Raw genomic sequence first — 22,135 nt, forward strand, 5'->3', positions numbered from 1 at the left:
GGGACGGAAGGTTCACCAACTGCACCAGGCGGGTGCCCTCCCGCCGAGTGACCAGCCAGCCCCGACCGGGCGGCAGCGGCCCGGGACGGACGTTGCCGAGTAGCACCCCTTCGTCCCGGTTACCGGACATCACGATCCCCGGGGTACTGATCTCCCGCAGCCGCATCAGCACCGGCTCGTAGAGAGCCCGGCTCGCGCCACCGGTGCGCCGGGCGACGATCAGGTGCAGACCGACGTCCCGGGCCTGCGGCAGAAACTCCTGCTTGGACACCTCGGCGCCGTACACCTCAGCCAGGTGCGCGGCGATCTCGCCGTGAGTCAACCCCTTGGCCGACAACGACGGCACCATGTCATCGACTCCGGACGGGCGCCGCTGCCCGCTTGCCTACGATCTGCGGCTCAAACGTCCCGGCCGCGTCGCGGGGCACCCGCACCTCGACCGGCCCGACATCGGTGAGCACGGTCTTGGTCCGGCTGCCGTTACGCGTGTTCTCGCCGCCCCGACCCGCCGGGTCGTGCTTGTCGTAGCCGACGTGGTCGGTGATCTCCCCGTCCAGGGCCGATTCGAGGACCCGCTTGGTCAGCTGCTGCAGCAGCCCATGGACCTACGGCCCTGCGCCTGTGGGGAGTTCACCTTCCGACTGCCGGCGGAGCTCACCTTGCCCCCGTCCACCGGATTCCACTATGGAGCAAGCGGGCCGTCGTAGCTCCTCGACCCGGGCGAGTGGCTCTGGGCGGCCGACGCGTACGTCAGGTCGGCGCCGGCGGGCAGGGCGACCGCAGAGGCGGGGCAGCGGGCCCGGGCGACGCTGCTCCGGGCCGTCGCGGCCCTCGACGAGGTGCTCAAGTTCGTCCCACCTGGGGCGGAGACCGTGCCGGCCAACGCTTTCACCAGCGAACGGGGACAAGAGCTACACCGGCGGGACCCGGGCCGCTTCCGGCGCGACCGGTTGGCCGCGGTACGTGACGCCTACACCGGGATGCTGCCGCCGGTCGGCTGAGCCGGCTCGGAGCGGGCCTCGTCCAGGCAGGCGGCGAACGCCCCGACCAACAGGGGCAGGGTGGTCAGGAACTCACGCAGCACATGCCGGGGGTTGTGCTCGCGGGCATCCGCCGCCTCAGCTCGAGCGCCGGCGTCGGCGAACGCCGTGCAGACCTCCCAGAGGTTGGCGCCGGTGCTGCTCCACTGCCACACGTCGTGGGCCAGCGCCGGTAGCCGCAGCACCGGAGCGGCACCGAAGATTCCGATGCCGTAGTGCAGCGGATCGTCCGGGGTGTTACCCAGCGACACCATGAGCGGCAGCACCCGGTACGCGCGAGCGAAGTCCTCCAGGTCCGGCGCGTCCAGGTCGATCTCCAGCAGGAGGCCCTCCTCCAGGAACTCCGCGATGAATCGATTCGGGTCGACCACGCCGATCTTCGCGGCGGCCTCGGTCACCGCGGCCCGGTTCCAGGTCTCGCCGGGCCGGTCCACCGGGCAGTGCGCCGCGGCCCACACCCCGAAGGCTTCCGGGTCGGGCATGGTTATCGAGAACCGGCCGATGCTCAACGCGTTGTACTTCATCGGGGCGCCGACGCTCGGGAAGAACTCCCCGGTGTAGCGCCCCACCGGCAGGATCAACGGCTCTACCATCGCGAGGTTCCTCGTCGTGTCGGTCACGGCAGCGGCTCCAGGTAGATGACGCTGGCCACGAGCAGCTGGTGAATTTCCCGCAGGAACGCCGTAAGCATTCGTTCCGGGTCGAACAGCTCTGGGTCGGTGGCGTTGGCCTCCCGTTCTTCGGCGGCGAGCGCCTGGCACATCACCCAGAGGCTCTCCCCGGACGGGGCCCGCTCCCACAGGTTGTAGACGGTGCGCGTCACCTTCACCATCGGGTGCTCGAAGAAACCGACTGACCAGAGCCAGGGCTCTTCGGAACTGTTGCCCAGCCCGAGTAGGCGAGCGCCGACCCGGTGCCGGCGCGCGAACTCCACCGCCTCCGCCTGCGCGACCTCGACGAGGAGCCCTTCGGCTAGCAGCCCGCCCAACAACGGCCCGGTGTCGACGCCGGGCAGTTGGCCGGCGGCCGCACCGCGCACCGCCGAGACGGTCCAGGGTTGCTCGGCCGGATTGGCACCGGCCCCGTGCGCCAGCGCCCAGAGCGTGAAGCGCTCGTTGCCCAACTCCCACACCTCCGCGCCGAGGCGGACCCGGTGGATGCGCTCGGGCGAACCGACCGTCGGGTAGAAGGTGCCGAAGAACTGGCCCACCGGCAGTAGCTGGGCCGGCCCGGGCGGAGTCTCCGTGGCCTGCGGTGGGCTGTCCGGCAGGACAGCCAACGGCGGGTGCTCCTGCGGCGGAATCGCCGACGGCGGTTCCGGGCGGAGGGTCACCGGCGGGGGATAGTCCTCCGGGCCGATGGCCCACGGCGACTGCGCCGCCGCCCGGATCGGAGAATCTCCTTCAAGCCACCGAACGGCGAGCCGCGCCGGCCCGGTGTCCGATGGCGTGTTGTTTCGAATGAATGTCCTGTCCGTAAAGGAGCGCAACGGCTCTCCTCCCCGTTGTTGTGCCGGCACGGTCCCCCCTCCAGCATGTCGTGCAGTGCCGCCTCGTCGGGCAGCGTGAAGCCGAGCACCTCCGACGCGATCCGCTCGGCCTCGGCCCGGCTGATCGGCAGTGCGCTTCCCGCAGCGGCTTGCGCCCCGGCGGCTGTCCAGCGCCGGGTGCGTTCTCCCCCCGCGGGCGACTCCGACACCGCCGAGCCAATCACCGTACCGTCGGCGGCGACCAGGGCGTAGTAGGCGATGGCATACCCCAGTTCCTCCACCAGGTCCGCCCGAGGGTGTTCGGGTTGGATGACTGGACCGACACAGCCGACGCGGTCGGCGGGATCGGCGGGATCGGCGGCGGCTCCAGGTAGCGTGGTCCTCGCTCATCAGGTCCAGGAACTCCCGCACCGTCATCGGCGTCGGGTGCTTCGTGTTCCAGGGATTATGCAACTGCACCAGGCCGTTGCCGACCGCCACCACCTCGTAGGCGTGTCCGGGGGTCGAGCCCGTGCGGAAGCTGATAGCGGATCGCCGCCGGATATTGGTCCTCGCCCCAGGTAGCGGTGATCACCGGGCTGCCGGCGGCCAACAGCGCGGCCAACTCGGCTTCGACGGCGGCTTCCCGCCCGGGTGCCCGGTCGAACCATGCAGCGCGGCTCGGTACTCCGGTGAGCCCTGGGAGGGAGAGTAAGGTCGCATTCCTCCTGGGAAGCTCAAATGTGGTCTTAAGCTTCCCGAATTATCCGCTCACAGCGGTCATACCACTGCCCTGCTGGAGCGGGGGCGTGTCTCGTTGGCCGCGCGGCTTCCGGGGGTAGCCGTGTCGGGTGCCGGGCCCCATGAGTCGGGTGGTTTGCCGTACGGTGACTGTCTAGTCGCGGAAGTTCAACCGATGACCCGATGTAGTGGATCTGGGGCAGATGCAAGCAGATAGACCGACGGTGCGTCCGTTGCTGGCCAGTCTGGATTTCTTTGGTGATGAGGCCGAGATGAAGAGGCGGGCGGAGGATGCCCTTGCTGAGGCAGACGCCGTGCGGCAACCCAGGACGTTTGCCGGCCAGGACCGTGCAGGATCGGTCACTGTTGTCGTTGACCACAGCGGTGACGTTCAGGACGTGACCATTGCCCGGGAGTGGCGCAGCCAAGTGGGTGTTGGTGGGGTCGGGGATGCGTTGTTCGAGGCGTACACGGCAGCTTCGAATGCGGTAGTTGAATCGGTAGCTCTGCAGCAGCTGCGTCGAGGCTCTTCCGCCGTGCCCGCTCGGGCAGCGCCGCCGAGTGACTTGAACGTCGATGACGTCGATGATCGGGAATGGTTGCGTCGGACGTGGCTTACTTTGAACGATATTGATTCTCGTCTGGAGCAGCTGCGTCGCCTGCCAGACACCGTGTCCTATCAGGAGATCCTGAGCCCTTCGGGGAGTCTGACGCTTCGGCTGCACGGAGGTAGCATCGCGGCAATTGTCGGCGATGTCCGGCGGGTTACCCTGCTCGACGCCAGCCAGCTGCGGTTTGAGGCACACGCGCTCTTTAAGGCTTTCGCTGAGGCCCGCCCCCGACGCTGAATGTGAGGTGTCTCGTATGCAGGAATTAGAGGTCATTACCGAGGCCGTCTATGAAGAAGGCGGCAAGTGGTTCAAGCTGGCAGATCGGGCTGCGGATATCCAGAGACAGGTGGCAGGCCTTGAGCTCGACGACTCGGCTTTCTTTATCGGGGACGCGAACGTCCTTCTCCACTCCGACGCCTACCGGAACTTTCAGTCTTTTTTGATGGGAGTCCTCGGTGGCGCGGCGACTGAGTTCGAGCAGATCGGGGAGGCTCTGCGGCGCATGGCCGACGAGTACGATCGGGCTGACGAGGTGATTTCCCTCAACCTCGACCAGATTTACACGGTGACTGAACCTGAGGCCGGAACTTACAGATTTGAGTGAAGGGCGCGAGCGGGTGCAGGGAGTACTTGTCGAATCGGAGTTAATTGAGCCTTTCAATAAGGCATTCGATCAAATTCGCGAGGGCATCGACAAGGCAGTCGAGGCTTTCGAAAAGATTGTCAATATTGCAATGGACTGGAAGTGGGGACTAGCTGGCGGGACGGGCTGGGCTGCACAATGGTGGATGAAAAGCAATCTCGACGACATCCGCGATGCTTTGAATTCTGTTATCGAGCGGGTGAATCATGCCGTCGAGAGGCAGCTGCCTGTAGTGTCTCTCATTATTGCTAGCTTCCGCTGGCTACACGATGTTTATACACCCGCTTCCGAGCTTCCCTCCGGTATCACTGACCCGATAAGCGACAACTTCTGGAGGTGGACCGGCGTTGCGGCGAATGCTTACAAAGCCGAGGTGACAAAACAGGTGTCCGCCGCCAAAGATATCGTGGAGAAATCGGATTTTATCAGCCAGTGGCTGTTTAAGGTCGGCCAGGGGAATCTCGATTACGCCGTCGGACTTGCTAAGATCGTGACTGGCATTGCGGGCGACTTGGCGCAGGCCGCAAGCGAGGCGGTCACAGTGATTGACTTGCCTTGGGCCCTCTCCACCCTCGCCGGAACAATAGGTGATCTTGTGACTGCCGGTCTTGATAACCTGCTTGACATTGGGGTGCGTTTCGTGGAGGCGTTGGGTAATGTGCGGGATATTGTCGCCGAGGTTGGAGACCACACGAATTTCCCCGGAGGGAAGTGGCCGCAGACCGTCCGCGGATGAGAGGGCCCGCCACGGAGGGGGCATAGTGTTGTCGCGTGATTCACACCTTAGGTATTGCCGCCTGGGTGTCTGTGAGGATGGCCAAGGCTTTCGGGGCCAGGGTTGATATCGGAAGGAATGAATCATCGCCGACGGCGAGCCACACGTCTACCACCAGGTTTTCGGTACGGGAACGCACCTTGTATTCGGTGTATTTGAAGCCCGGTGTGGACTGTCGGTGGAATGCCTCCGCCTCTTCACCTACGCCGGCAATGACTCCGACCGGTGTCATAACGGTCATTCGCCGGGTATTTTTGTATAGTATGCGGGCTTCGTCGACGTCCGCGGGTGTTGACGCCTCAACACGCAGGGTTAGTTGGTGCCCCTTCTCGGTGCGCATCTCGAACAGACACGCCGCCCCAGGCCGCCCGATAGGTGGCTCCGGGTCGGTGCGTGTCACCGTCACCGCCAGGTCAGCGATGTGGTTCAGGTCCGTACGTACGCAGAGGTCCAGCTTCGCCGCATCGTAGGAAGGGCCGGTAGGGGAAGGGTCGCTGTCCATGACATCGGTGGAGGTCTGCGGCGGGCTGGGAGGCGTGGCCACGGGCGTGAGCTCGGGTCTGCTCCCGGCGCAGCCGCTGACGGCGAGAACAATGAAGACGGCGGCCAGGCGGGAACTGACGGACGAGTTGGGCATGAGCTCGAATATATTCGCTGTCGCCGGCCGGCGATGACCGTGCGCTCTCGGCGGTCAGTGCTCCAGCCAGGTGTTGACCCGGTCTGCAGCATCGGTCCGATGCTGTGTGGGGTGCGAGTTCCACCTGACTGCTGCTGCCTCCAAACATTGCCTACTGGATGGACGTCCGGTCAGACCTGCGCCTGTCCAGCTGACGGCAGGACCACCCGGACGGTTGCGCCACCGCCCGGGACGTTCTCCGCCCATACTCGCCCCCCGTGCGCGCTGACTACGGCCCGCACGATGGCGAGCCCGATCCCCGACCCGCCGTTGTCCCGGTCCCGGGCCGTATCGACCCGGTAGAAGCGTTCGAAGACATGCGGGAGATGCTGCGCCGGGATGCCGGGACCGGTGTCGGTAACCGTCAGTTCCACACTTCTGGCACCGCTGATCACGTGTACCGTGACGGTTCCGCCCTCGGGTGTGTGCCGTAGCGCGTTGTCCAGGAGGTTGCCGAGCACCTGCCCCATCCGCTCCGGGTCGACGTTGACCTGCGGGGAAGGGAGAAGATCGCTGCGCAGCGTAACGCCCTTGCCAGCGAAGCGGGGCCGCACCGCGGCCACGGCGTCCCGGACCAAGTCCGCCGGGGCCGTCTGTACCGGGTGCAGGTCGAGCTGATGGGTCTCGGCGCGGGAGACCGCGGCGATGTCGTCGGCGAGGCGGTGCAGCCGCGCGGTCTGGGCCCGCAGCACCGACTGAAGGTCCTCGTCGTCAACGGCGACGCCGTCCTCAGCTGCTTCGAGGTATGCCTCGATGGTGGCGAGCGGGGTGCGCAGTTCGTGACCGAGGTCGGCGAGCAGCCGTCGCCGGGTCGTTTCGACGGTTTCCAGGCCTTCCGCCATGGTGTTGAACGAGTCGGTGAGGGTCTTGAGCTCGTTGCCGAGGCCGGGGTCGGCCATGCGGACGTCGTAGTGTCCGTCGGCGAGGCTGGCCGACGCGTGCGCGAAGTGAGTAACCGGGCTGGCGATCCGCCGTGTCGCGTACGCGCTGGCGGCCAGCGCCGCGACCAGCGCGGCGAGGAGACCGACACCGAGCGCGAGCGCGTTCGCCGAGGCGTACGCCCGCTCGACGTGCCAGCGCGCCTCGGCGCTGACCTCCTCGCCGACCTGCCCGAGGTGCTCGTGGAAGATCCGTGGTCCCACCGCGCCGGCGACCAGCGCCAGGGTCAGCCCGCCGACGGCGAGCGCGAGCACCTGCGCGGCGAAGAGCCGTACGGCGAGGCTGACGCGCCAAGAGTTCACGACTGCGGTCCCATCCGGTAGCCGATGCCCCGGACGGTGCGGATGAACCGGGGGCGGGCGGGGGGCGTCGCCGAGCTTGCGTCGCAGATGGCCGATGTGCACGTCGACCAGGTGCTCGTCGCCCACCCACCCTTCACCCCACACTGCGGTGATCAGCTCAGCGCGGCTCAGCGCGACATTCGGTCGGCTGGACAGAACTGCCAGCAGGTCGAATTCGGTGCGGGTGAGCGGCACGGGTACCTCGTCGAGGCGGGCTTCGCGGGCTGGCACGTCCACCGCCAGCGGACCGAACCGACGTGGTGCTGGCTCCGGCCGGTCGTGGAGCTGGCGTGGGCGACGCCGCATCGCTGCGACCCGGGCGACGAGTTCTCTGGGGCTGAACGGCTTGGTGAGGTAGTCGTCCGCTCCAACACCGAGCCCGGTCAGCTTGTCGGCCTCCTCGGTGCGGGCGGTCAGCATGACGATGTAGCAGTCGCTGAACAACCGCAACCGCCGGCATACCTCCACCCCGTCGAGGCCGGGCAGCATCAGGTCCAGGACGACGACGTCGGGCTCGTCCTCCCGTGCGGCATCGAGCGCCGTCGGGCCGTCAAAGGCGCAGCGCACCTGGTAGCCGTCGCGCTCGAGATAGCTCGCCACGACCTTGGCGAGGCTCCGTTCGTCGTCGACGACCAGCACCCGTCCACTCATGTCCTGATCCCTCGGGCCGTGTTCCTCACTCCGGCGCGTACCGATCAGTCCAGGTAGCACCGCCGTCGGTGCTGGCTGCGATCCGGTCACCGGCGAGCGCGGTGAAGAGGGTGCCGTCCTGCACCGCGACGCTGTGCGGCTCACCCGGCACTGCTCCGCGCCGCTGCCACTGCCCCCCGCCGTCGGACGACGACCAGACCGCTCCGTCCGGGGCGACCGCCCACACGCCAGTGTGGTCCCAGGTCAGCAGGCCGACAGCCGGAGCCTCCGGTACCGGCTGCCAGCTGCGGCCGCCATCGGTGGAGCGCTGCAGGTCGTCGCGTCCGACGGCGAGGACTGTCCCGCCGTCGGTCGGGCTGACCGCGAACGCGCCGATTGTCGTACGGGAACGGTGCTCCCAGTCTCGCTGGTCGGCGCTGACCATGAACTCGCCGTCGACCGAGTTGTAGCCGTAGACCGAGCCGTGGGCGACCTGGAGCCCGTGGAAGTCCGCCGTACCGGATAGCGACTTCTCCCGCCAGGTCACGCCGCCGTCGGTTGACTCGATCAGACCCACGTTGGCCGGGCCCTGCGCGGAGTGGCCCGAGGCCAGGTAGTGCCCGGGGCCGACCACGGTGAAGCCCATCAGGTCCAGGTAGTCCGTTGATACGCGTACGGCGTTCCGCGGGCCGTCGATGCGGAACAGCCCGATGTGCGTGGCGACATGCAGTGCGCCGCTACCCGGGTCGACTGCGATCCCGTGGACGTGCCCGAATGCCTGGTGTCCGGCACCACCTGTGGTGTCGCCGTTCGGAGATCCCTGACTGCGCAGGGTGAACACCACCACGGCGGTGAGCGTGGCGAGCGTGGCCAGCGCCGCGATGATGATCGTCCGCGTCGGTGCGGCCAGCGCACTGCGACCCTCCGACTTTCGACTGGATCCGGACCTGCTGCGTGGTCGCATCGGCTGCGACGTCCTACTCATTGGCTACTTTCACTTCTTTATCCGTGACTGACCCGGTCCGGGTGGCCCCCGGTGCGGGATCAGGGTGACCTCTCGTCCCCGTCAACCATGGCCCGAAGCCAGCGGAAAGACCCCTTCGGGGCCATGAAGATTCTCTGAAGAAGCGGCCCGATTCCTACTCGCCGGGCCGGCGGTCGATGACGCTGGTGGTGCACACGAAGGAGCCTCTATGTCATCGCTGCTCACCCGCCGGCGCGTGATCGCCGGGATCGCCGGGGCTGCCGGTCTCGCCGGCACTGCCGGAGTCGTCGCCGTCGCCGCCGACCGCAACACCCCGAAACTGGTCGACCCCCACGCCGAGGCCATCCACCGCGCTGAACTGGCCCGGCGACGCCAAGGCGCCGCCACCGTCCGCGCCACCCTCACCCCCCGCCCGGTGACCCTGGATCTTGGCGGCGTGATGGTCGACACCTGGGGGTACACCGAGGACGCCTCCGCTCCGCTGATCAGGGCTAAGGCCGGTGACCGGCTCCGCGTCGACGTGGTCAACGAGTTGCCTGTGGACACCAGCGTGCACTGGCACGGGATCGCGTTGCGTAACGACATGGACGGCGTCCCCGGGGTCACCCAGGACCCGATCGGCGCGGGCGGGCGTTTCACCTACGACTTCACCGCGCCCCATCCGGGAACCTACTTCTACCACCCGCACTCCGGGGTGCAACTCGACCGAGCGCTCCACGGCGTCCTGATCGTGGACGACCCGAACGACGCGGGCCGCTACGACCAGGAGTGGATCGTCGTCCTGGACGACTGGGTCGACGGCACGGGGCGCACCCCGGAGGATGTGCTGGCGGCGCTCGGCGACGGCACCGACGGGACGCACGGCGGGCACGACATGCCCGGCATGGACCACGGCGCTGGGATGCCGATGGACGGCGGCGGCATGGAAGCCATGACCTCGCCGTTGCTCGGCGGCGCGGGTGACGTCGACTACCCGCACTACCTGATCAACGGTCGGGTGCCGGCCGCCCCCGTCACGCTCACCGCCCGGCCCCGCCAGCGGGTACGCATCCGGCTGGTCAACGCGGCCTCCGACACCGCCTTCCGGGTGGCGCTGGGCGAGCACCAGCTTACCGTCACGCACAGTGACGGGTTTCCGGTTGTTCCGGACGTCACCGACGCACTGGTCGTCGGCATGGGCGAGCGGGTCGACGTCGAGGTCGTCGTCGCCGACGGGGTGTTCCCCCTGGTCGCGGTCGCCGAGGGCAAGACGGGCCAGGCGCTCGCCGTGGTCCGGACCGGAGGCGGCAGTGCACCGTCAGCCGAGGTACGCCCGGCCGAACTCGACCGCCGCGCCATTCTCACCAACCAGCTGCGGGCCGCGGACAACGTGCGGCTGCCCCAGCGTGGGCCGGACCGGACCCATGATCTGGTCCTCGGCGGCGGCATGGTGCCCTACCGCTGGACCATCAACGGCAAGACCTTCACCGACGCCGAGCCGCTCCTGGTCGGGGAGGGCGAACGGGTACGGCTACGGATGATCAACCGAACGATGATGTTCCACCCCATGCACGTGCACGGGCACACCTTCGCCCTCGGCGACGGCGGCGCCCGCAAGGACACCGTCATCGTGACCCCGCACCAGACTGTCACCGTCGACCTCGACGCGGATAACCCCGGACAGTGGATGACCCACTGCCACAACATCTACCACGCCGAGACCGGCATGATGATCAACCTGGCCTACCAGCTGTGAGCGGCCCCTGGTTCTCCCGCTCCGCGCGAGGCCGCTCCCCGTTACCGGCCGGGGCGGCCTCGGTGTCCCGACCGTACGGGTCTGCCGCTGCGCCGGGGAGCGCCCTGCCGGCCGTTTCCCGCGGGGCGCGGCGAAGGGCTTCGTGCGGGGAGATTCCAGGAGGACCGCTCGTACAGGGCGATCCCGGCGCAGACCGAGACGTTCAGCGACTCCGCGTCCGGATTGAGGGGGATCGACACGGTGCTGCTGGCGATGCTCTCGAATGACTGCGACGTGCCCGTCTTCTCCGCACCGAGCAGGAGGGCGAGCGGCTCGTCGGCGTCGCGCAGATCGCTGACCGCCAGATCGCCGTCCGTGTCGAAGGCGATCAGCGGGACTCTGCTGCGCCGGAAGTGGTCGATCGCCTCGGCCCGGGACGCGAGCACGATCGGCAGTGAGAAGACGTAGCCTCGGCTGGCCCGGACGAGGCGTCGGTCAGCGACGGTGGCCAGGTCGCTGTCCACGAGCACGATGCCGGCGGCGCCGAGCGCAAAGGAGGTGCGCACGATGGCGCCGATATTGCCGACGATCTTCACGCCGTCCAGGACGATGATGTCACCGGTCGTACGCGACAGGTCGGTGAAGCTCCACGGCCTCGGCGTGCGTGCCACGCCGAACACCTTGGGCTTCTTGTCGGCCTTGAACAGGCTGCTCATGATCGGGACCGCCACCAGGCGAACGGAAATGTTCCGCTGCCGGCACGCGGCGAGCACCTCGTCGGGGAAGGGACTGCTCTCGACTCCGTAGACCTCGATGAAGTCCAACCCCGCGCGGATGCACTCCACGAGCGGCTCGGCATCCTCGATGAGAACGGTGCGGACGGCGGATCGCGAATGCTTGACGACGTCGCTGATCCGCTGCACGGCCGGATCCGACCGTTCGGTGATGACATCGAGGCTTACCACGGGCGCGACCCTAGCACAAGCCCCTTTCGCTTCCTCTGTCTGACTCGATCCGGGTGAACCAGTCGTCGATCGAGCGCCGGTACCCGTCGGGCATGGGCAGGTCCGCGATCTCGTCGGCGGCGAACAGGCGGCCTTCCTTGTGCTCGGAGCTCACGGTGATCGGTGAGTCGTTGTCGGTGAAGCAGCCGTAGGTCACGATCAGCACGTTGAGGCCGTCGCGGATCTGGTACTGCCAGGAGTCGAGGATCGGGCCGACCCGTACCGTCCAGCCCGTCTCCTCGCTGATCTCTCGGCCGACACAGGCGGCCGGGTCCTCGCCGGGTTCGAGCTTGCCGCCGGGCAGTTCCCATTCTTCGCGCTCGTTGCGGAGCAGCAGAACACGGTTGTCGCGGAGGCAGACGCCTTTGATGGACACCGGATAGGCGTGTGGTCGATACAAGTGAGTGTCCTTCCGCGGTCGGTTGGCATCATGATATCGATGGAAGTGGTGCCGACGCTGGGGCCTGGCCGAAGGTGACCGGAAGCCGAACGTGACCGCAAGCAGCCTCGTCAGGGCAGTGGGATGGCCCGGCTGGCGCCGGACCATCCTCGCGGCTGTTGACGGTCCGCGGGCTTAGGTGATGCTGCGGAAGAAGGTGCGGATGTCGTTCGCCAGTAGTTTGGTGGCATCCATCGCGGGGAAGTGCCCGCCTTCGGGGAACTCGCTCCAGTGGCTGATCGCTTTCCCCGGGTCCATTGCGCGGCGTACGAGGGGGTGGGTGTTGAACACGGCCCACCCGGTGGGTACGTGGGCGGCCATGACCAGGTCGAGGCCGGAGTGTTCGGCCTCGTAGTAGAACTGTGCGCTGGACGCGCCGCTGCGGGTGAACCAGTAGAGGCTGATGTTGGTGAGGAGCTGGTCGCGGTCGACCGACTCGTCCGGGGTCTGGTAGGTGCCGTTGGTTCTGGTCTTGAACTTTTCGGCGATCCATGCGAGCTGACCGACCGGCGAGTCGGTGAGGGCCGCGCCGATGGTGTCGGGGCGGTGGTTGTGCATCAGCAGGTACCCGCGATCGGCCGCGTCCTCGTTGCGTACCGCTTCGATCTGAGCGATTTCGTCCGCGGATAGGCTGTCGGGGTAGGGGAACTTGTCGCCGACCAGCCCGAGCAGGTGGGGGTCGATGCCGAGGTGCGTGCCGATGATCCGCTCCGGGTATTCGGCGGCGAGCCGGCCGGTGGTGCCCGAACCGATGTCGGTGCCGTGGGCGGCGAACCTCTCGTAGCCGAGACGCGTCATGATCTCGGCGTAGGCGGCCGCGGTCCGCGCCAACTCCCAGCCGGTCCCGGACAGCGGGGTGGAGAAGCCGAAGCCGGGCAGCGACGGGATGACGATGTGGAACTCGTCGGTCAGCAGCGGGATGAGGTGCTGGTACTCGACGAACGAGCCGGGCCAGCCGTGGTTCAGCATCAGCGGGGTGGCCTGCGGGTTCGTCGATCGTACGTGGACAACGTGGAACATCTGGCCGTTGACGACCGTGGTGACCTGTTCGTACTCGTTGAGTTTCGCCTCCTGTGCCCGCCAGTCGAACCCGTCGTGCCAGTACTCGGCGAGTTCCTTCAGGTACACCAGCGGGATACCGCGGCTGAAGTCGGTGCGGTCGTCGCGGCCGGGCACCGGGTTGGGCCAGCGGGTGTGGGCCAGCCGGTTACGTAGGTCGTCGAGGTCGGCCGGCGGGATGTCGATGCGGAACGGGGTGAGCGCGTTGTTCTCGTGCATGACACCGACGGTCTCAGGCAATGCGGCAGGTTAGCTTCCGCGATCGCGGGGAGAGTCGGGAAGATGTTGGAGACCTCGGTCCGGGCGTCAGTCGAGCTGGCGGTCGATTTCGGCCAGTTCCGCGGTGGTCAGCTCGAGGTTGTCCAACGTGGCGAGGTTGGCCTCGAGTTGGGCGACGCTGCTGGCGCCGATGATCAGGCTGGTCATCCGGGGGTCGCGTAGGGCCCAGGCGAGTGCGAGCTGCGCGAGGGACTGGTGGCGACGTTGGGCGATGGCGGCGAGGCCGCGGATGGTGCCCAGCCGTTCGGGGCTCACGTCCCGTTCGGAGAGGTGGACGCTGGTGCGGACCCGGGAGTCGGCCGGGATGCCGTCGAGGTAGCGGTCGCTGAGCAGGCCCTGGGCCAGGGGGCTGAAGGAGATGCAGCCCGCGCCGACCTCCGCGAGCGTGTCGAGCAGGCCGTCCTCCTCGGTCCAGCGGTTCAGCATCGAGTACGACGGCTGGTTGATCAGCAGCGGGGTGCCCAGGTCGCGCAGGATCGCCGCGGCCCGCCGGGTCTGTTCGGCGGTGTAGTTGGAGACGCCGACGTAGAGCGCCTTGCCGGCCCGGACGACGGCGTCGAGGGCGCCCATCGTCTCTTCCAGCGGGGTGTCCGGGTCGTACCGGTGGCTGTAGAAGATGTCGACGTAGTCCAGCCCCAGGCGGCGGAGCGAGGCGTCCAGCGAGGCGACGAGGTGCTTGCGGGATCCCCACTCGCCGTACGGGCCGGGCCACATCAGGTAGCCGGCTTTGCTGGAGATGACCAGTTCATCCCGGTACGGCATCAGGTCGGTGGCGAGCATCCGGCCGAAGTTCTCCTCGGCGGCGCCCGGCGGTGGGCCGTAGTTGTTGGCGAGGTCGAAGTGGGCGACCCCGAGGTCGAAGGCTCGGCGGACGATGTCCCGCTGCCGTTCGAAGGGGCGGTCGGGCCCGAAGTTGTGCCACAGGCCGAGCGAGATCGCCGGTAGGCGGAGCCCACTGGTCCCGCTGCGTCGGTAGGCCATCTGGTCGTAGCGGGTGTCGGCGGCCTGGTAGGTCACGATCAGGAGAGTAGCCGTCGATCAGGTCAGGCCAGTTCGCGGGCGTAGCAGACGGAGAGTGATTCGTCCTGGTACGGGCCGAAGTTGGCGATGCGGTGATAGCCCTCGCGTTCGTAGAAGCGGATCGCGTCGGGCTGGGCGGGGCCGGTCTCCAACAGCAGGGTCCGTACGCCGGCGGCGCGGGCGGCATCCTCCAGGGCCTGCAGGATGGCGGTCGCCACGCCGGTACCGCGGGCGCCCGGCTCGACGTACATCCGTTTGATCTCGGCGGATTCGGTGGAGAGGAAGCGGAGGCCACCGCAGCCGAGCGCGGCGCCCCCGTGGTCGCGGGCGACGAGGAAGACGGGGACGCTGTCGGCGGTGGGCGGGGCGCCCGGCTCGTGGTCGTCGCTGCGGTAGCGCGCGTCCAACTCGGCGCGTTGTGCGGCGCGCAGTCGGGTGCTGTCGGTGGTCTCCCACGGCTCGGGGCGGACGGAGATCACGTGTCCTCCTTGGTTCGTGCCGGCTTGGTTCGTGCCGGTCGCGCCCCGGTGGGGGAGCGCTCGTAACAAGCGTTACCGTAACGTACGTTACGAATGAGGGGTCGGCGCGGTGGGCGCGGGCCTGCCGGATGGAGCCGGACCGGGGAGGGTGGATGGCCAGTCGACGTGACCGGGTTGACCAGCGGCAACGCCTGTCGGCGGCCACCTGGTCGGTGCTCGCCGAACGTGGCCTGCCCGGTCTCACCCTGCGCGCCGTCGCGGAGCGGGCCGGTTGCACCACCGGGATGGTGCTGCACACCTTCGCCGACAAGCAGGCCCTGCTGGTGCACGCGCGCGAGCTGCTGCACCAGCGCACCGGCCAGCGGGCCGACGCCCTGCAGGCCGCCGCCGAAACACCCGGGACGGCGCTGCGCGCCGTGCTGCTCCAGGCCGCCGCCCCGACCACGGAGCGTCAGGAGGAGGCGCGGGTATGGGTGGGTTTCCTGGCCGCCGCGCTGGCCGACCCGGTCCTGGCCGAGCTGCACCGCGGCTACAACCGCCGGTTTGTTGATCGGGTTCGGGGGCTGGTCGCCGCGGTCCGGCCCGACTGGCCCGCGGCCGACTGCTCGTCCACCGCCACCGGGCTGGTGGCCCTGGTCGAGGGGCTGAACACGCTGACCGCCGTCGACCCGGCCACCTACTCCGGGGCGGCGCAGCGCGTCGCCCTCGACGCCGCGCTCGCCCGGCTCGACCCGGCTGCCGCCGACCACCCGTCTGGGTGAAGACCGCGCCGGAACGCGACGCGGACCGGCGCGTCGCGGGTTTGACTGGCAGGCGTGGACAGCGCAGGGCTGGGGCGGGCCTACGAGGAGCTGCTCGCGGAGGTGGCCGCCGGTGGTTTCGGCCCGGCACCCCAGGGGCGGCTCGACGCCGAGCAGATCGTTGCCCATCTCGTCGCGAACGACGAGCTGATGATCGAGGCGACCGAGGCGGTCCTCGCCGGCTCGCCGTACGCCTACTACGACCTGGAGACGATGCACCGGCCCCAGGTCGATGCGCTGGTCGCCGAGTTCGGTGATCTCGACGCGTTGGACGCCCGGTTGCGCACCACCAGTAGCCGGCTGGTGGCCCTGGTCGACCGGCTCGGCCCGGCGGCCGGCACCCCGGTCGACACCCACCTGCGAGAGGGCTACGACCTCGTCGTGGACGGCCCGCTGCCCTGGGGGCGGGTGCTGGACCTGCACGCCCGGGTCCACCTTCCCAAACACCGGGCGCAGCTCAGCATGCTCCGGGGGGCCGAGTAGCCGGTCAGCCGAACTGCCACTGCTGGTCGGGGGCGTCAACGCAGGTGATCTGCCGGACTTCGGTGCCGGCGTCGTGCCGGCCCCCGTCCGGGTACGCGCACCGGCCACTGTGTAGCGCCGCGATCAGCACCTGCCCGCCGGTGCTGGGTACGAGCTGCCACTGCTGGTTGGCCTCGCCGTGGCACGGATACTGCTGCAGCCGCGCCCCGTCGGCGGCGTTGGAGCCCTCCACGTCGAGGCACATGTTCGAGGCCTGGTTGACCAGGCTCACCAGGCCCGAGCCGATGGCGTTGGGCAACCACCGCTGCCGCGGGTCGTCGCCGCGGCAGTCGAGGAGCCTCGCGGGCGCCTGTGCGCCGTCTCCGTCAACGCCCAGACACCGGCCCGAGGCCACCTGGCGAAACGCTGTCGGGCCGGTGGGGACGACCGGCCGGGAACTGGCTCCCTCGGTGGGTGGAGCGGACGTCGGGGAGCTGACGGTCACGGTGGGCGGGGCGGGCGGCTCCTGCCCCGCCGGGGTCGATGCGCCGGTGGACGGAGTCGCGGCCACCACCGGGACGGCGGGCGTGCCGTCACCACCCGGGCCGCCGAGGACGAAGAAGCCCCCGAGTAGGAGGCCGGCCGCACCGATGAACACCGCCACCCACGTCAGCGGATCGCGGGGCAGTCGAGGGCGGGCGGCGCCGGGGCGGCGGTAGACGGTGCCGGCCGGGTCGGGGCGTTGGGTGGAGGTGGACATGCCGGCATCCTGACCCACCAGTGGGGGTCACGGCTAGCCTCCCCGGCCGCGCCGCCGTTCAGTCGATGACTTGGACGTCATCCGAGAACGCGATCCGGTGGCGGACCATCCCCGCCTCCGGCCCCGGATTCGGGTAGTACCAGACCGCGTCCGGGCTGATCTTGCCGTCGTGTTCTAACGTGTAGTAGGACGCGGTTCCCTTCCACGGGCAGACCGACTGCGTGTCGGACTCCCGGATCAGGTCGTCGCGCAGCGTCGAACGCGGGAAGTAGTGATGTCCCTCGACCAGCACGGTGTCGTTGCTCTCCGCGACCACCAGGTCGTTCCAAACGGCCTTCGGCATGCCCCTACGCTAGGCCGTCGTCCGCTGGTCAGGTTGACATTTTCACCATCGACCACCATGGACGTCCAGCGTTGCGACCCCGGTTGGGCGTAGGGTTAGCTGATGAATGCCGTGCGTGATCATGATCAGGCCGTGGTCCAGCTTCGGCGCTCGTATGCGGCCGTGCGGCCGGGAAAGCCGGTTCGGCTCGCCAAGCGCACCTCCAACCTGTTCCGCCCGCGCGCGGCACCGCGCGCGCCCGGCCTTGACGTCAGTGGCCTCGGCGGTGTCCTCCACGTTGACCCGGCGGCCCGCACCGCCGACGTGCAGGGCATGTGCACATACGAGGATCTGGTTGACGCGACCCTGCCACATGGCCTGATGCCGCTGGTGGTGCCGCAACTGCGCACCATCACCCTCGGTGGGGCGGTGACCGGCCTGGGGATCGAGTCCACGTCGTTCCGCAACGGGCTGCCGCACGAGTCGGTGCTTGAGCTGGACGTGCTCACCGGGGCCGGGGAGGTCATCACCGCCCGGCCGGAGGGAGAGCACGCCGACCTGTTCGCCGCCTTCCCCAACTCGTTGGGCAGCCTCGGCTATGCGACCCGGCTGCGGATCGAGCTGCAACCGATCGGCCGGCGGGTCGCGCTGCACAACGTGCGGTTCAACCGGCTGGAGGAGCTCGTCGAGGCGATCGGCGAGGTCATCGTCACCCGCTCGTGGGCCGGCGCGACGGTGGACGCGATGGACGGGGTGATGTTCAGCCCGGATGAGGCGTACCTGGTGCTCGCCACCTTCACCGACGACGCCGGGCCGGTCAGCGACTACACCGGTCAGGAGATCTACTACCGGTCGTTGCAGCAACGTACCCAGGATGCGCTGACCGGGCACGACTACCTGTGGCGCTGGGACACCGACTGGTTCTGGTGCTCCGCGGCCTTCGGGGCGCAGCATCGGGTGCTGCGCCGGGTCTGGCCGGCGCGCTGGCGGCGCAGCGATTTCTACCACCGGCTGGTCCGGTTGGAGCACCGGCATCAGGTGGCCGCGCGGATCGACCGGTGGCGCGGCCAGCCGGCGCGGGAACGGGTGGTGCAGGACGTGGAGATCCCGCTGGGGCGTACCGCCGAGTTCCTGCGCTGGTTCGCCGGCGCCGTGCGAATGACCCCGGTCTGGCTCTGCCCGTTGCGGCTGCGGGAACCGACCGGGCCGGGATCGGCGCGGTCCTGGCCGCTGTATCCGCTGCGGCCCGGGCAGGACTACGTGAACATTGGGTTCTGGGGAAGCGTGCCGATCGCCGGGGGCGCTGCCGACGGTGACATGAACCGGACGATCGAACGCAGGGTGTCGGAGCTTGGCGGGCACAAGTCGCTCTACTCCGACGCGTACTACGACCGGGAGGTGTTTGACCGGCTCTACGGCGGCGACATTTGGCGGGCGGTCAAGGACCGCTACGACCCGGCCCACCGGCTAACCGGACTGTACGAGAAGGCGGTAGCACGAGCATGAGTCTGATTGATCGACAGCAGGATTCGGCGAGCGTCTCCGCGGCCGCGCCGAAGGCGGCCGGCAACCGGGGCCGCACCCTGGCCGACGTCATTCGAGCCCTGACCACCGAGCCCCTGCCAGTACGGATCACCGGGTACGACGGCAGTTCCGTCGGCCCGGCCGACGCCGGCATCACCCTCGCCATCCGCTCCCCGCGCGGCCTGTCCTACCTGTTGACCGCCCCGGGTGACCTGGGGATGGCCCGGGCGTACGTCAGCGGCGACCTCGGCCTGTCCGGGGTGCATCCGGGTGATCCGTACGAGGCGCTGCGGGTCCTCAAGGACGAGGTGCGGTTGCGGATCCCGCCGGTGCCCGAGGCCCTGGCCTTGGTCCGGGGCCTGGGCTGGGAGCGGCTGCTGCCGCCGCCACCGCCGCCCCAGGAGGCGGTGCCCCGGTGGAAGCGGGTGTTGGGCGGGCTGCGCCACTCCCGGATCCGGGACAGCAGTGTCATCTCGCACCACTACGACGTCTCGAACGCCTTCTACGAGAAGGTGCTCGGGGAGTCGATGACGTACACCTGCGCGCTGTTCCGCTCGCCGCAGGACTCGTTGGAGACGGCGCAGACGGCCAAGTACGACCTGGTGGCGCAGAAGCTGGCGGTCAAGTCCGGGATGCGGCTGCTGGATGTGGGCTGCGGGTGGGGCGGAATGGTCCGGCACGTGGCCCGCGAGTACGGCGTGCAGGCGCTCGGGGTGACCCTCTCCCGATCGCAGGCCGAGTGGGCGCAGGCCGCGATCGAGCGGGAGGGGCTGACCGCGCTGGCCGAGGTGCGGTACCTCGACTACCGGGACACGCCGCCGGAGCAGTTCGACGTGGTCTCCTCGATCGGATTGACCGAACATATCGGGGTACGCAACTATCCGGAATACTTCGGCTCACTCCGGGACCGGCTGCGGCCCGACGGCCGGCTGCTCAACCACTGCATCACCCGCGCCGACAACCGCGCGCCGCACCGCTCCGGCGTGTTCATCGACCGGTACGTCTTTCCGGACGGCGAGTTGGCCGGGCCGGGCCGGGTGCTCTCCGAGATCCACGATGTGGGCCTGGAGGTGCAGCACGAGGAGAACCTGCGTCGCCACTACGCGCTGACGCTCGCGGCCTGGTGTCGCAACCTCGTGGCGAACTGGGACTTCTGCGTCGGCGAGGTGGGCACGGGAACTGCTCGGGTGTGGGGTCTGTACATGGCCGGATCCCGGATGTCGTTCGAGCGTAACGCCATCCAGCTCCACCAGGTGCTGGCGACGCGGACCAGCGCCGCGGGGGTGACGAGCTACCCGCTGCGGCCGGACTGGCTGCCCTGACGCCGGTGCTGCCGGCGGTCGCCGAAAGGTGACCGTCGGCAGCCTCCCCGTACCCGCCCGGCGCTCTACCCGGCCTGAAGGCTGCCCGGACCGCGGCTAGCCTGGAGCGGCTCGAACGGAACGGGGAGTTGTGCAGAATCGACGCGTCGTGGTGCTGGTCGCCGTGCTGGTGGCAACCTACGCGCTGCCGCTGTCGCTGACCGGGGCCTCGGTGGCGTTGCCTGGCCCTCTTGGCCAGTCCGCGCTTCGTCGGCATCTGCCTGGCGGCGGCCACCGTCGTCGCGGTCCAGCGCCGCTCACGCCAACGTGATCAGCCGGGCTTGGGCGAGGAGGCGGGACACCGGCTCCGCCGGTCGTAGGCTGGGCTGGTGAGATTCGCGCCAGCCCAGGGCCGTCGAGGACCGGCGGGTGGGATGTCACCAGTGGATTACGAGTGCGGGAGGTCCGGCAGGTGCTCATCGTCGCCGGAAGCATGTACGTCGACCCGGAGGATCGAGAAACCTATCTCGCCGGGTGCCTTGAGGTCGTGACGGCTGCCCGGGGGGCGTCCGGCTGCCTTGACTTCATGATCAGCGGGGACCTGGTCGAGCCCGGCCGGATCAACGTCTACGAGCGTTGGGAGACCGAGGAGCAGCTGCTGACCTTTCGCGGTGCCGGCCCGACCGAGGAGCAGCAGGTGGCGATCCGGGACGCGAAGATCTTCCGATACGAGATCGCTGCCGTCGAGACGCCCTGACGCGGCCGGTCCGCCTATCGTCTGAATCACTCCGTCGATCGGACACATTGCTCGCCGTAAGCCGTCCCCCGCGGGGTTGCCCCAGAGTTGTTCCTGGTGACACCCCCGAATGGTGGCCTACGCGGCGGAGGGGTCGGCGTGGCGATGACTGGCTCGACGTGGCGGTACCGGTGGGCGTACCGGCAGAACGAACGGCGACAGCGGGTGTTCCGTGCGGCCGACGGGGCGTGGCGGCGGCAGGACGAGGAACTGCGGCGGCTGCGGACCCTCGCCGAGGAGTTCGGTGGCTCGGCCGATGCGGGTGCCGGTCTGCCGATCGAACTCGCCCCGGGAGAGACGGTCTGTTGGGTGCTGCCCGCCGCCCAACTGGTCGAGGTCCGGCGGGCGGTGGTGCTCCCCGCACCCGAGCTCACGGTTGCCCTGCGACCCGGTCCGCTCCGCAACCGGCGTCCGGACGGCATCCGGATCGCCGAAACCGGCATCGCCGTGATCACCAACCGTCGACTGGTGCTGCTCGGTGGACGCGGCCGGCGCGACTGGTCCTACGGGAAGATGACCGGTCTGGCGCACGACTCCCGCGCGCCGGTGACGCTGATCCAGGTGCTTGACCGGCGGCGCGCCTCCGGCCTGCTGCTGCCGGCGGAGGCAGCGGCCGACTTCCGGTTCAAGCTGAGCGTGGCGTTCGCGGACGCGATCGAGCAGCGGGAGGCGGTGCTCGCCCAACTCGACGAGGCCCTCGCCGAGCACGCCCAGCGTAAGCCGCTTCGCCCGGCTGTCCGCACGCCCGCGCAGGCGCGGCTCACCGGGTTCGTCCGCGGTGGTGCGCGGGCGGTGGCGGTCGCCGCCGGGGTCGCACTGCTGGTCCCGGCGGCGTTGATCCTCGCTGCCCCGTCGGCCCCGTCCGATTCGATCCGGACGGAGGTGGCGGCGGCCACCTCTGCCACCTCTGCCATTTCTGCTACCTCTGCCGCGGCCACCAGGGCGGCTGCCGCCATGGCGGGGTCGCCAGCACCGACGCCGATCGCGGCACCCAACCTGTGTGGCGCCCCGACCAACCCGCTGGGGTACGGCTTCTGCGCCGGTGACCCGGTCCGGAAGCCCGCCGCCGAGGTGTGTGACTGGTTCGACTGCGTGCCCGGATTCTGGGCCGGCCGCGGGTATCTGGTGCAGTGTGGGAACAGCTCGGTCAGTCTCGCTGGCGGCAGCCCGCGCGCCTGCGGCCAGCACGGCGGAGTCCAGCGTGCCTTCCGTGCGACCGGGCCCGCAGCCGGGATGAGCCCGCCTGGGACCTGATTCGGTTTACCCCGCCGAGGCGTTGCTTACCGTCCAGTAGGCAAGGCCGTATCCCATCAGGATGTGAAACGTT

At 69.0% G+C, this 22,135-nt stretch carries 22 protein-coding genes and 6 pseudogenes; 12 read left to right on the plus strand and 16 right to left on the minus strand.

The features are described from left to right. Positions 1-259, minus strand: a pseudogene (locus T398_RS17335) (hypothetical protein); the annotation flags it as partial. Further along, a pseudogene (locus tag T398_RS17340) lies at positions 260-599 on the minus strand (transposase); the annotation flags it as partial. On the opposite strand from T398_RS17340, the pseudogene T398_RS17345 reads away from it, so the two are divergent. Continuing rightward, a pseudogene (locus tag T398_RS17345) lies at positions 600-1,001 on the plus strand (hypothetical protein). It abuts the pseudogene before it with no gap. Here T398_RS17345 and T398_RS17350 read toward each other — a convergent pair. The 3 genes and pseudogenes from T398_RS17350 to T398_RS17360 all read right to left on the minus strand — a co-directional run. Then, positions 971-1,633, minus strand: coding sequence for a hypothetical protein (locus T398_RS17350; protein WP_496448217.1), 663 nt, complete (start codon positions 1,631-1,633; stop codon positions 971-973). The pseudogene T398_RS17345 and the gene T398_RS17350 sit on opposite strands and share 31 nt — an antisense overlap. A 23-nt stretch (positions 1,634-1,656) precedes the next feature. Beyond that, positions 1,657-2,484, minus strand: a pseudogene (locus T398_RS17355) (SMI1/KNR4 family protein); the annotation flags it as partial. A gap of 80 nt (positions 2,485-2,564) precedes the next feature. Beyond that, a pseudogene (locus tag T398_RS17360) lies at positions 2,565-3,214 on the minus strand (C2 family cysteine protease); the annotation flags it as partial. Positions 3,215-3,482: 268 nt separating this feature from the next. Between T398_RS17360 and T398_RS17365 the strand changes: the two are divergent. From T398_RS17365 to T398_RS17375, 3 genes are read left to right on the plus strand one after another with little or no spacing between them, the layout of a single operon-like run. Next, positions 3,483-4,097: a hypothetical protein gene (locus T398_RS17365; protein ID WP_496448218.1), complete on the plus strand. Its 615-nt coding sequence runs from the start codon at positions 3,483-3,485 to the stop codon at positions 4,095-4,097. Between the two features lie 16 nt (positions 4,098-4,113). Beyond that, positions 4,114-4,464: a hypothetical protein gene (locus T398_RS17370; RefSeq protein WP_496448220.1), complete on the plus strand. Its 351-nt coding sequence runs from the start codon at positions 4,114-4,116 to the stop codon at positions 4,462-4,464. Next, a complete protein-coding gene (locus tag T398_RS17375; RefSeq protein ID WP_496448221.1) occupies positions 4,457-5,239 on the plus strand; it encodes a hypothetical protein in 783 nt (260 codons plus the stop codon). Before T398_RS17370 ends, T398_RS17375 begins: the two co-directional genes overlap by 8 nt. A 40-nt stretch (positions 5,240-5,279) precedes the next feature. On the opposite strand, the gene T398_RS17380 is transcribed toward T398_RS17375, so the two are convergent. From T398_RS17380 to T398_RS17395, 4 genes and pseudogenes are all read right to left on the minus strand, one after another. Beyond that, positions 5,280-5,915 carry a hypothetical protein gene (locus T398_RS17380; RefSeq protein ID WP_496448223.1) on the minus strand — a complete coding sequence of 212 codons (636 nt, stop codon included), beginning with the start codon at positions 5,913-5,915 and terminating at the stop codon, positions 5,280-5,282. Between the two features lie 170 nt (positions 5,916-6,085). Continuing rightward, positions 6,086-7,195, minus strand: a complete 1,110-nt coding sequence (locus T398_RS17385; protein ID WP_496448225.1) for a HAMP domain-containing sensor histidine kinase — start codon at positions 7,193-7,195, stop codon at positions 6,086-6,088. Further along, a pseudogene (locus T398_RS17390) lies at positions 7,192-7,885 on the minus strand (response regulator). Before T398_RS17390 ends, T398_RS17385 begins: the two are co-directional and overlap by 4 nt. A 25-nt stretch (positions 7,886-7,910) precedes the next feature. Next, complete coding sequence (locus tag T398_RS17395) at positions 7,911-8,711, minus strand: F510_1955 family glycosylhydrolase (RefSeq protein WP_496448226.1); 801 nt, start codon at positions 8,709-8,711, stop codon at positions 7,911-7,913. Between T398_RS17395 and T398_RS17400 the strand changes: the two genes are divergently transcribed. After that, positions 8,698-8,880 carry a hypothetical protein gene (locus tag T398_RS17400; protein WP_496448228.1) on the plus strand — a complete coding sequence of 61 codons (183 nt, stop codon included), beginning with the start codon at positions 8,698-8,700 and terminating at the stop codon, positions 8,878-8,880. The genes T398_RS17395 and T398_RS17400 overlap by 14 nt on opposite strands. Before the next feature lie 177 nt (positions 8,881-9,057). Next, complete coding sequence (locus T398_RS17405) at positions 9,058-10,584, plus strand: multicopper oxidase family protein (protein WP_496448229.1); 1,527 nt, start codon at positions 9,058-9,060, stop codon at positions 10,582-10,584. 41 nt (positions 10,585-10,625) lie between these two features. On the opposite strand, the gene nshR is transcribed toward T398_RS17405, so the two are convergent. The 5 genes from nshR to T398_RS17430 form a co-directional block, all read right to left on the minus strand. Continuing rightward, positions 10,626-11,528 (minus strand): NshR/TsnR family 23S rRNA methyltransferase, encoded by a 903-nt coding sequence (gene nshR, locus T398_RS17410; RefSeq protein ID WP_496448231.1) that lies wholly within the window; start codon positions 11,526-11,528, stop codon positions 10,626-10,628. Positions 11,529-11,538: 10 nt separating this feature from the next. Further along, positions 11,539-11,943, minus strand: a complete 405-nt coding sequence (locus T398_RS17415) for an NUDIX hydrolase (RefSeq protein WP_496448355.1) — start codon at positions 11,941-11,943, stop codon at positions 11,539-11,541. Positions 11,944-12,141: 198 nt separating this feature from the next. Continuing rightward, complete coding sequence (locus tag T398_RS17420) at positions 12,142-13,284, minus strand: epoxide hydrolase family protein (RefSeq protein ID WP_496448357.1); 1,143 nt, start codon at positions 13,282-13,284, stop codon at positions 12,142-12,144. Between the two features lie 87 nt (positions 13,285-13,371). Further along, positions 13,372-14,367 (minus strand): L-glyceraldehyde 3-phosphate reductase, encoded by a 996-nt coding sequence (gene mgrA / locus T398_RS17425; protein WP_496448359.1) that lies wholly within the window; start codon positions 14,365-14,367, stop codon positions 13,372-13,374. Positions 14,368-14,387: 20 nt separating this feature from the next. After that, positions 14,388-14,843, minus strand: a complete 456-nt coding sequence (locus tag T398_RS17430) for a GNAT family N-acetyltransferase (protein WP_496448233.1) — start codon at positions 14,841-14,843, stop codon at positions 14,388-14,390. A gap of 152 nt (positions 14,844-14,995) precedes the next feature. On the opposite strand from T398_RS17430, the gene T398_RS17435 reads away from it, so the two are divergent. Then, the gene (locus tag T398_RS17435; protein ID WP_496448235.1) at positions 14,996-15,604 is read left to right on the plus strand and encodes a TetR/AcrR family transcriptional regulator; all 609 of its coding nucleotides are present in this window, start codon (positions 14,996-14,998) and stop codon (positions 15,602-15,604) included. Between the two features lie 54 nt (positions 15,605-15,658). After that, on the plus strand, positions 15,659-16,126 hold the full coding sequence (locus T398_RS17440; protein ID WP_496448236.1) for a hypothetical protein: 468 nt from the start codon (positions 15,659-15,661) through the stop codon (positions 16,124-16,126). A 4-nt stretch (positions 16,127-16,130) separates the two neighbouring features. Here T398_RS17440 and T398_RS17445 read toward each other — a convergent pair whose 3' ends face one another. Further along, the gene (locus tag T398_RS17445) at positions 16,131-16,865 is read right to left on the minus strand and encodes an RICIN domain-containing protein (protein ID WP_496448238.1); all 735 of its coding nucleotides are present in this window, start codon (positions 16,863-16,865) and stop codon (positions 16,131-16,133) included. Positions 16,866-16,923: 58 nt separating this feature from the next. After that, entirely contained in the window at positions 16,924-17,208 is a 285-nt protein-coding gene (locus T398_RS17450; RefSeq protein ID WP_496448240.1) for a DUF427 domain-containing protein, read from the minus strand. A 102-nt stretch (positions 17,209-17,310) separates the two neighbouring features. On the opposite strand from T398_RS17450, the gene T398_RS17455 reads away from it, so the two are divergent. The 4 genes from T398_RS17455 (at position 17,311) to T398_RS17470 (ending at position 22,062) form a co-directional block, all read left to right on the plus strand. After that, entirely contained in the window at positions 17,311-18,693 is a 1,383-nt protein-coding gene (locus T398_RS17455; RefSeq protein WP_496448241.1) for an FAD-binding oxidoreductase, read from the plus strand. Further along, positions 18,690-20,033 (plus strand): class I SAM-dependent methyltransferase, encoded by a 1,344-nt coding sequence (locus tag T398_RS17460; protein WP_496448243.1) that lies wholly within the window; start codon positions 18,690-18,692, stop codon positions 20,031-20,033. The genes T398_RS17455 and T398_RS17460 overlap by 4 nt, the downstream gene beginning before the upstream one ends. A gap of 433 nt (positions 20,034-20,466) precedes the next feature. Then, positions 20,467-20,769, plus strand: a complete 303-nt coding sequence (locus T398_RS17465; protein ID WP_496448244.1) for a putative quinol monooxygenase — start codon at positions 20,467-20,469, stop codon at positions 20,767-20,769. Positions 20,770-20,913: 144 nt separating this feature from the next. After that, entirely contained in the window at positions 20,914-22,062 is a 1,149-nt protein-coding gene (locus T398_RS17470) for a hypothetical protein (RefSeq protein WP_496448360.1), read from the plus strand. The last annotated feature ends 73 nt before the right edge of the window (positions 22,063-22,135 follow it).

It is taken from the genome of Salinispora goodfellowii (assembly GCF_059570675.1).